Source organism: Pseudoalteromonas sp. 2CM36K, from assembly GCF_023161865.1.
Taxonomy (GTDB): domain Bacteria; phylum Pseudomonadota; class Gammaproteobacteria; order Enterobacterales; family Alteromonadaceae; genus Pseudoalteromonas; species Pseudoalteromonas tetraodonis.
In genome coordinates this window covers 28,019-36,414 of the sequence record NZ_JALNTK010000030.1, presented here as the reverse complement: position 1 = coordinate 36,414, position 8,396 = coordinate 28,019, and the positions used below count along the sequence as shown (strand labels likewise).

7 protein-coding genes and 1 pseudogene are annotated in these 8,396 nt (G+C 41.3%); all 8 read right to left on the bottom strand.

The window, feature by feature from the left end; all coding sequences use genetic code 11:
• Positions 1-77, bottom strand: a pseudogene (locus tag MTN97_RS16415) (electron transport complex subunit RsxE); the annotation flags it as partial.
• Positions 78-223: 146 nt separating this feature from the next.
• Positions 224-922, bottom strand: coding sequence for an electron transport complex subunit E (locus MTN97_RS16405; protein WP_028835009.1), 699 nt, complete (start codon positions 920-922; stop codon positions 224-226).
• Complete coding sequence (gene rsxG / locus MTN97_RS16400) at positions 919-1,557, bottom strand: electron transport complex subunit RsxG (RefSeq protein ID WP_013465285.1); 639 nt, start codon at positions 1,555-1,557, stop codon at positions 919-921. The genes MTN97_RS16405 and rsxG overlap by 4 nt, the downstream gene beginning before the upstream one ends.
• Positions 1,554-2,612, bottom strand: coding sequence for an electron transport complex subunit RsxD (rsxD, locus tag MTN97_RS16395; RefSeq protein WP_036982148.1), 1,059 nt, complete (start codon positions 2,610-2,612; stop codon positions 1,554-1,556). Before rsxD ends, rsxG begins: the two co-directional genes overlap by 4 nt.
• Positions 2,609-4,888, bottom strand: coding sequence for an electron transport complex subunit RsxC (rsxC, locus tag MTN97_RS16390; RefSeq protein WP_248474897.1), 2,280 nt, complete (start codon positions 4,886-4,888; stop codon positions 2,609-2,611). The genes rsxD and rsxC overlap by 4 nt, the downstream gene beginning before the upstream one ends.
• A gap of 8 nt (positions 4,889-4,896) precedes the next feature.
• Positions 4,897-5,451, bottom strand: a complete 555-nt coding sequence (gene rsxB / locus MTN97_RS16385) for an electron transport complex subunit RsxB (protein WP_036982152.1) — start codon at positions 5,449-5,451, stop codon at positions 4,897-4,899.
• Position 5,452: 1 nt separating this feature from the next.
• A complete protein-coding gene (rsxA, locus tag MTN97_RS16380; protein WP_008115244.1) occupies positions 5,453-6,034 on the bottom strand; it encodes an electron transport complex subunit RsxA in 582 nt (193 codons plus the stop codon).
• 244 nt (positions 6,035-6,278) lie between these two features.
• Entirely contained in the window at positions 6,279-8,222 is a 1,944-nt protein-coding gene (locus MTN97_RS16375; protein WP_248474896.1) for a GGDEF domain-containing protein, read from the bottom strand.
• Positions 8,223-8,396: the final 174 nt, after the last annotated feature.

The window sequence follows — 8,396 nt, the reverse complement described above, 5'->3', positions numbered from 1 at the left end:
TCTGGCGGCGTTACTTGTTTTGATTTTATTTGTGCATCAATGACGTTTTTAGCGGCGATCAGCAGCCCAAGCCCTAAACTAGTAACTCAAACGGGCTTGAGTATTCAAGCTCCGTTTCAGGATGTGGGTTGTCATCGCGCAAGCGCGTGAGTATTTGGTGACGTTTTTCTTTATTCATGTAACTTAAAACGCATTAGCTTTATTCAGTTAATGCGTTTTCCCCTTAAGTTAAGCTAGTAACACGCGCTCGTGGGCCTTTTTCAGCCTCTGGCGGCGTTACTTGTTTTGATTTTATTTGTGCATCAATGACGTTTTTAGCGGCGATCAGCAGCCCAAGCCCTAAGAATGCGCCGGGTGGTAAAATGGCCAGTAAAAATTGGCTATCAAAGCTAAATACTTCGATGCGTAAAGCTGAAGCCCAAGGGCCGAGTAATAAATCGGCGCCATCGAATAAGGTGCCTTGGCCAATCAGCTCTCGCATAGCGCCAAGTACAACTAGTACCAGCATAAAGCCTAAGCCCATCATCAAGCCATCAAAGGCAGATAAATGTACTGGATTTTTAGAGGCAAATGCTTCAGCACGACCAATAATGGCGCAGTTAGTCACAATCAACGGAATAAAAATCCCTAAAGATTGATAAAGGCCAAAAGTGTAGGCGTTCATTAACAGCTGCACAATCGTCACAAAACCGGCAATGATCATTACAAAAACCGGTATTCTGATATCTTTAGGCACCCAATTGCGCACAAATGATACGGTAATATTAGAGCCGACTAACACTAACAAGGTTGCTAAGCCTAAACCTAGCGCATTAGTAATCGTGGAGGTAACAGCAAGTAAAGGACATAAACCTAATAACTGTACTAAGGCGGGGTTATTTCCCCATAGGCCTTCTTTATAAAGAGTTTTTAATTCACTCATGGTGTTACCTCAGGGCAAGCATTCGCTGCTGCAAAAAGATCATCAAAGTTATTTTGTGCATACACTACCGCATTTTTAACTGAGCCAACTACAGCGCGAGGCGTAATGGTTGCGCCAGTAAATTGATCAAACTGACCACCATCTTTTTTAACGGCCCAACGCGCGTCACTTTCGCTTTGTACTGTTTTTGAATTAAATGAGGTGATCCAGTCTGACTTTTTAATTTCAACTTTATCGCCCAAACCTGGGGTTTCTTCATGCTTAGTAACCCTTACACCAGCAACGCTGCCATCGCGATATACCGCGCTAAGTAAGTTTATATCGCCACTGTAGCCGCTAGGAGTGACATGACGAATGACTAATGCAACGGGTTCGTCATCTTTACGTGCACGGTAAATTACTTGGTTGTCGTATGGCCCCAGTAAAGGGTCTGATATGATCACACAATCTTGAGAAAGTTCATTAGTGTACTTACTGTGCGGTAATACTTCTTGTAACTGATTAGTTAATTGCAGTTGCTCTTGCTCTGCAATTTTATCGGCCGTTAACGAGTTTATAGTGGCCACTAATCCTGTTGTAAGGAGTGCGAAACCGCATAATATTGCGCCATTTTTTACCATTGAAGAAATAATCATTTTACTGCTCCATGGCCATAAGTTCTTGGTTGTGTGTAGTAATCAATAAGCGGTACTGCAATATTGATCAGTAATACGGCAAATGCAACAGCATCCGGAAAACCACCAAAGGTGCGAATTAAATACACAATTAAACCAATCGCGGCACCATAAATAAGGCGGCCTCGATTAGTGGTTGCAGCTGATACAGGATCGGTGGCGATAAAAAAGGCTCCGAGCATAGTTGCACCACTAAATAAGTGAAACACCAGACCCGGCTCAGTGCCTGGCGAGGCAATATAACCAATTGCAGCGCATAGGCTTAAACTGGCAATAAAACTCACTGGTATATGCCAGTTAATCACTTTTGTTTTTAATAAATAAAGGCCGCCGAGTAAAAAGGCTAAATTAACCCAACCCCAACCTAGGCCAACCCATTCATTAAATACCGGTTTTTGCATACTTTCAGTGACGGTAAGGCTATGAGCAATATCTGTTTTTAACGTATCAAGAGGGGTGGCCATCGTGCTGCCATCAATACCCACTCTGAGCTGATCTAAGCTATATCCAAGAGTTGTAAAGTCACTAAATATTAGACTAAGCTGCTGGCTAAAAGTAATGCCCGTATTGAGTAACTCTGTAACCGGTAACCAGGCCGTCATTTGCACAGGGAACGACACTAATAAAAGCACATAGGCTGCCATTGCAGGGTTAAATAAATTAAAGCCTAAACCACCATAAAGTTGCTTAACAATAACAATGGCAAACAAACACCCTATAACAATAACCCACCACGGCGCTAAAGGTGGAATACTAATCGCTAACAGCACGCCGGTTAGCCATGCGCTGCCATCGCTTAATGAAGGCCAAATAGGGCGCTTACGCATTAGCATAATGGCTGCTTCAAATGCGCTTACACACACTAATGCTAATAATAATTGGATAAGTACACCGGTACCAAAAAATACAACTTGTGCAATAACACCAGGAATACAGGCCGCAATCACAGTTAGCATTAACCGTGTCACAGACTTGTGACTATGATTGTGGGGTGAACTGGCCATGGTTAGTTTCATGACTGATCGTTTCCTTCTTTTTGTTGCTTTTTAGCTTTAGCACGGGCAATGGCGGCGGCTACGGCGGCTTTTTTCTTCGCTTGAGCTGTTTGCTCTGAACCGTTAGAAGATTCATCGTTGCCTTGTGGCTCAGCATTTTCATTCTGTTGTGCTAATGCATTAGCTTGCGCTGCTTTCTTAGCTTTAGCACGGGCAATAGCAGCAGCTACTGCCGCTTTTTTATCATCTGCAGCCGGTGCTGGTGATTCACTTTCTGTGTCATCGCTTGGTGCTTGCTCATTGGCTTGTGCTGCTTTTTTGGCTTTAGCGCGGGCAATGGCCGCAGCTACCGCAGCCTTTTTATCATCTGCAGCCGGTGCTGGTGATTCACTTACTGTGTCATCGCTTGGTGCTTGCTCATTGGCTTGTGCTGCTTTTTTGGCTTTAGCACGGGCAATAGCAGCAGCTACCGCGGCTTTTTTATCATTGGCAGCGATTGGCGGTTCACTTACTGTGCCATCACTTTGGGCTTGCTCATTGGCTTGTGCTGCTTTTTTGGCTTTAGCACGGGCAATAGCGGCAGCAACGGCTGATTTTTTATCATCTACAGGCTCGTCATCACCATTGTTTTGTGCCTTTTGCTCTTTGTAAAGGCGAGCTTGTTCTTTACGTGCTGCGCGCTCTTTTGCAACTTCACTGTTATCTGGCTCGAGTTCGCCACCTTGCTTTTTCGCTTTAGCGCGCGCAATTGCCGCTGCTACAGCTGATTTATTGTCACCATCGCTGGTTTTATCTTTAACGCGGGCAAGGGCATCGGCTACTTTTTGCTGCTCTTCGGTCGATTTAGGGGCAGGTTTACGTTTGTGGCGATTTTTTCGCTCAGCTTGTTCTTGCTCTAAACGCGCTTTACGTGCATCAAAGCGTTCTTTAGCGCGATCTGATTTTATCTTTTCGGCAATTTGCTCTTTAATTTCAACTTTTGCAACGCGGTAATACTGAACAAGTGGTATTTCACTAGGGCATACATAGGCACAGGCACCACATTCAATACAGTCAAATAAGTTATGCTCTTGGAGTTTGTCGTATTCTTTTGATTTAGCAAACCATTGTAATTGTTGTGGTAATAACGAGACAGGGCAGGCATCGGCACAGGCACTGCAGCGAATACAGGCTTTTTCTGGGCCAGGCTCTGCTAACTCCTTATGATCTGGGGCAAGTATGCAGTTTGTTGTTTTAACAACGCCAATACGAACTGTGGGTAAGGTAAAGCCCATCATAGGGCCGCCCATGATCACGCGTTGCTGTGGCACCGGTGAAAAACCTTGGCAATCAAGTAAGTGCTTAATTTCAGTACCTAATAACGCCCATACGTTGCCAGGATTATGTATAGTATTGCCGGTAACGGTAACGACACGCTCAATTAACGGTTTACCTTCGTATACAGCTTGCTGAATCGCAAATAAAGTGCCGGTGTTATGTACTAAAATGCCGATATCAGCAGGGATACCGCCGTTTGGTACTTCACGGTTAGTGAGCAGTTTTATTAGCTGTTTTTCACCGCCAGAAGGGTAAACAGTAGGCACGGTTTGTATTAAGATATGCTCGTTATGCTTCGCCGCTTCTGTCATGGCTGTGATAGCCTCGGGCTTATTATCTTCAATACCAATAATACACAGCGTCGGATTGAGTAACTGCTGCATTAGCTCAATACCTTTGACTATTTCAGCGGCGTGCTCACGCATTAAGGTATCGTCAGCCGTGATGTAAGGTTCACACTCAACCGCATTAACAATCAAAAATTCAATAGGTTGTTTAATATCAGCTTTTACATAGGTTGGGAAGCCTGCGCCGCCCATCCCAGAAATACCCGCATTATGAATAACATCAACCAGTTCATCGTGTGATGCAGTGGCTGGGTTTGCTAAAGGCGATAATTCACACCAGGTATCGTTGCCATCGGGTTCAATAATAATGCTTAATTCAGGTAATGCCGAAGGATGCGCTGATGGCATAGGCGTAATATCAATAATTGTGCCTGATGTAGGTGCATGTATTGGCACCGACCAATTAGCTGATGCCTTTGTTAAGGCTTGGCCTTTTAATACGTGCTGGTTTTTTTCAACTATTAATTTACCACTAGCGCCAATGTGCTGCTTTAAAGGCAGAACAAGTTTTTCAGGCAAAGGGAGTCTGGCTATAGGCGCACTATTAGATAATGATTTCTGCTGAGGAGGATGTACGCCGCCAGGAAATGCCCAGACGGTGCCTTTTTTTATTTGTTCAAGTAACTTTTCCACTCAAACCTCTAATCTATTTGGGTAACTGGAATAGCGTCTAATTGCCATTTCCAGGTTTGTTTTGTTGGTGCAACAGGTAGCATGTCAATACAATCGACCGGACAAGGTTCAACGCACAAATCGCAGCCAGTGCATTCGTCAATTAGAACGGTATGCATTTGACGTGTTGCACCCACAATGGCATCAACAGGGCAGGCTTGAATACATTTGGTACAGCCAATACATTCGTCTTCGCGGATATACGCCACTGTTTTAACCGGATCTGCTTGTTCACCGCCAGCGAGGGGTTTAGCCTCAACACCCATCAAATCAGCCAATTTTTTAACTGTCGCATCACCACCTGGAGGGCATTTATTTATTTCATCGCCATTGGCAATGGCTTCTGCATAAGGACGACAGCCCGGGTAACCACATTGGCCGCATTGTGTTTGCGGTAAAATGGTGTCTATTTGTTCTACAACAGGATTACCTTCAACTCGAAAGCGCACTGCTGCAAACCCTAAAATTAATCCGAAAATTAACGCCAGCAAACCCAGCGCTATTAAAGCGTACAACAAGGTCATATTAAAACTTCACTAATCCAGTAAAACCCATGAAGGCCATTGACATTAAACCTGCCGTTATCATTGCGATTGAGGCACCTTTAAATGGGGTTGGTACGTCTGCTGCGGCTAAACGCTCGCGCAATGCAGCAAATAAAACCAATACTAATGAAAACCCCACCGCAGCACCAAAGCCATAAACGGCCGATTGTAAAAACGTGTGATCTTCTTTGATATTTAATAAAGCAACACCCAATACCGCACAGTTAGTGGTTATTAAAGGTAAAAATATTCCCAGTAACCGGTAAAGCGTTGGACTGGTTTTTCTGACAACCATTTCAGTAAATTGTACAACAACAGCTATCACTAAAATAAAGCTCATTGTTTTCAGATAGGTAATATCCAAAGGTAATAAAATATACTCATTTACTAAATAGCTTGTTACAGAGGCAAGCGTTAGCACAAAAGTAGTTGCCAAAGACATACCTATGGCTGTGTCAAGTTTCCCAGACACACCCATAAACGGGCAAAGGCCTAAAAATTGTACTAATACAAAGTTGTTGACTAACACTGTTCCAATTAATAACAAGACGTATTCTGTCATGTGTGCCTCACGCTAATAAAATCCCGTGTATTATCCTTTTTTCTACTGTGATTAACAACACGTTGAGTGATTATCAGTTAAATAAACAACGTTAAATAATGGGCTAATTGTAAAGGGTTAAATTTAAGGGAGTTTGCAATTAAAAAACTGTCAGCATTTTAACGATTGAACAGTCATAAAAGCACACATTAAAAAGTAAAAAAGAGCATAAATGCTCTTTTTTATCATTAAATAGGGTAATTAGTTAGATGTCTTTGGGCTTTTCAATGTAGTACCCTTGAACACCATCTAGGCATAACGTATCTACAATGTGTTTTTCTTCTTGGCTTTCAACGCCCTCAGCAAAAACACTGACGCCAATTCTATGAGCAAGGTCGACCATTAAACGCATAAAGTACTGATTATTTTTATCATCCTCTAAGCCTCGGGTATAACTTGCATCCATTTTAATAAAGTCTGGTTTTAAATCTCTGAAAAACTTAAATGAGGTGAGCCCGACACCAAAGCGTTCAACAGTAATTCTGGCTCCAACGCGATGCACCATATCAATAAAACGTTTGCTTGCTTTAATGTTTTGTTGCAGACCAAATTCACTCACCTCAAAAATTAACTTAGAAGCAATATGGGTATCTTTAAGCAAACGACGCTCTAACCAAATCATAAATTGGTCACTATGCGCGCTTGAAGGGGTAATATTTAAGCCAAAGTATTTTTCAGATAAATTACTCGATTTTATTCTTTCTAATGACGTTTCTATTATTAACTTATCAATTTCTATCGCCATATCGAGTTTTTCAGCCATTGCTAAAAATGAAGCGGTAGGCAAAGCTTGGTTTTCTTCTGTTTTGAAGCGGGCTTGAATTTCAGCATAGGCTTTAATGCTTTTGCCTAATGGCATAATATTTTGGATCATTAAATGGACGCTTTTAGACTCGATCACTTTGTTAATCACTTTACGCCAGTTTTGATTACCAAACCCTGCGCTCACATTATTAACAAGATCAGTATCGCGCTGCACATGCCACGCATTAGCTTGCTTAGATTGCGCCATACTCATTGCGTTATCAACGATAGAGAGCAACTCACCTAAAGGTTTGGCTTTTTCGTACCCCACAATACCTGTGTTTGCAACCGAGCTAAGCTCTTGGTTTTGCATATATTGAGTAAAGCGAGATTGTAAGTTTTCACCAAAATTTTCAGCTTCTTTTAACGGGGTATTCGGCAATATAATTATAAAGTCAGAGCTGTTTACTCTAAAAACTTGACTGCCGGAATAGGTGCCACTGATATTTACTATGATATCTGCAACCGACTTAATGTACTCATCACCTTTTTGATAGCCTCGACTTTGATTAATTGACTGTAACTCACTACAGCGAACGAGTGCTAAAGAGCCAAATGTGCTTATTTCGGTGTTTTCTATATTTTTTTCGTAGTAATCAACAAACATATTGCGGTTACCTAATTCAGTAACACCGTCTTTGTAGGCTTCACGTTTAATATCGTGGGCTGCATTTTTTATATTGTCGTTTTTGCTTTTTAAAAAGTGCGATAAACGATTAAAGCTAGGAATTAAACTTTTCCCTAACTTAGCTAACTCAGGTGAATCAATTTTAGTTGCAAAATCATCACCTAGTTGGTTTTGATTGATATATACATCAATAACATCAGCAACGTCCGTACATATATTGTCGTTAATGTGCTCAACAATGGTTTTCATCAATATAATAGGTATTAGGGTAAGTAGGGTGCTAACAATTAAAATAACAAAAAACGCGGTTTGAAACTGCTCACCCAAGTGAGTAATGTTTAATTTAAATTCAATTTTTATATCGGCGTTATTATTTGTGGCGTACTGGGGACGTACTGAGTTGCTACTAGATTGAATAAGCTCAGCAATTATAGGTAATTGCACTGCATTGTTAACCGAAAATACTTCAACGCCTTGATAGTCTCGTAAAACAAAATATGAAAAGGTTTCACTAGTTGCAAGCGTGTTTTTAAGATTTTCTGCTGATATATCTGTCGCAGAGAGATTTTTAATGTATTGCTCAACGGTCGCTTGTGCATTTTTTTGAGCATTGCCGATGGCATTATCAAAATTTTGGCTAATAAAATAACTACCAGCGGACACAAGTACCAGCCAAGCTAACAATTGTATAAGAATAAGTTTTTTGAAAGCTGCCATTATTTAATCTTTTTATGTCAAATGGGGGAGGACACAACCTCATGATTATTAAACTAATTATAACTCGATATCAATAGTTATCAAATAGTTAGTTTTTTAAGCAAAAAAGTTTTTATTTTAAAAGAAGAATGGTAGAGCAAATTGAAGGGTATGTCTATGTGATTGTAGTAAATT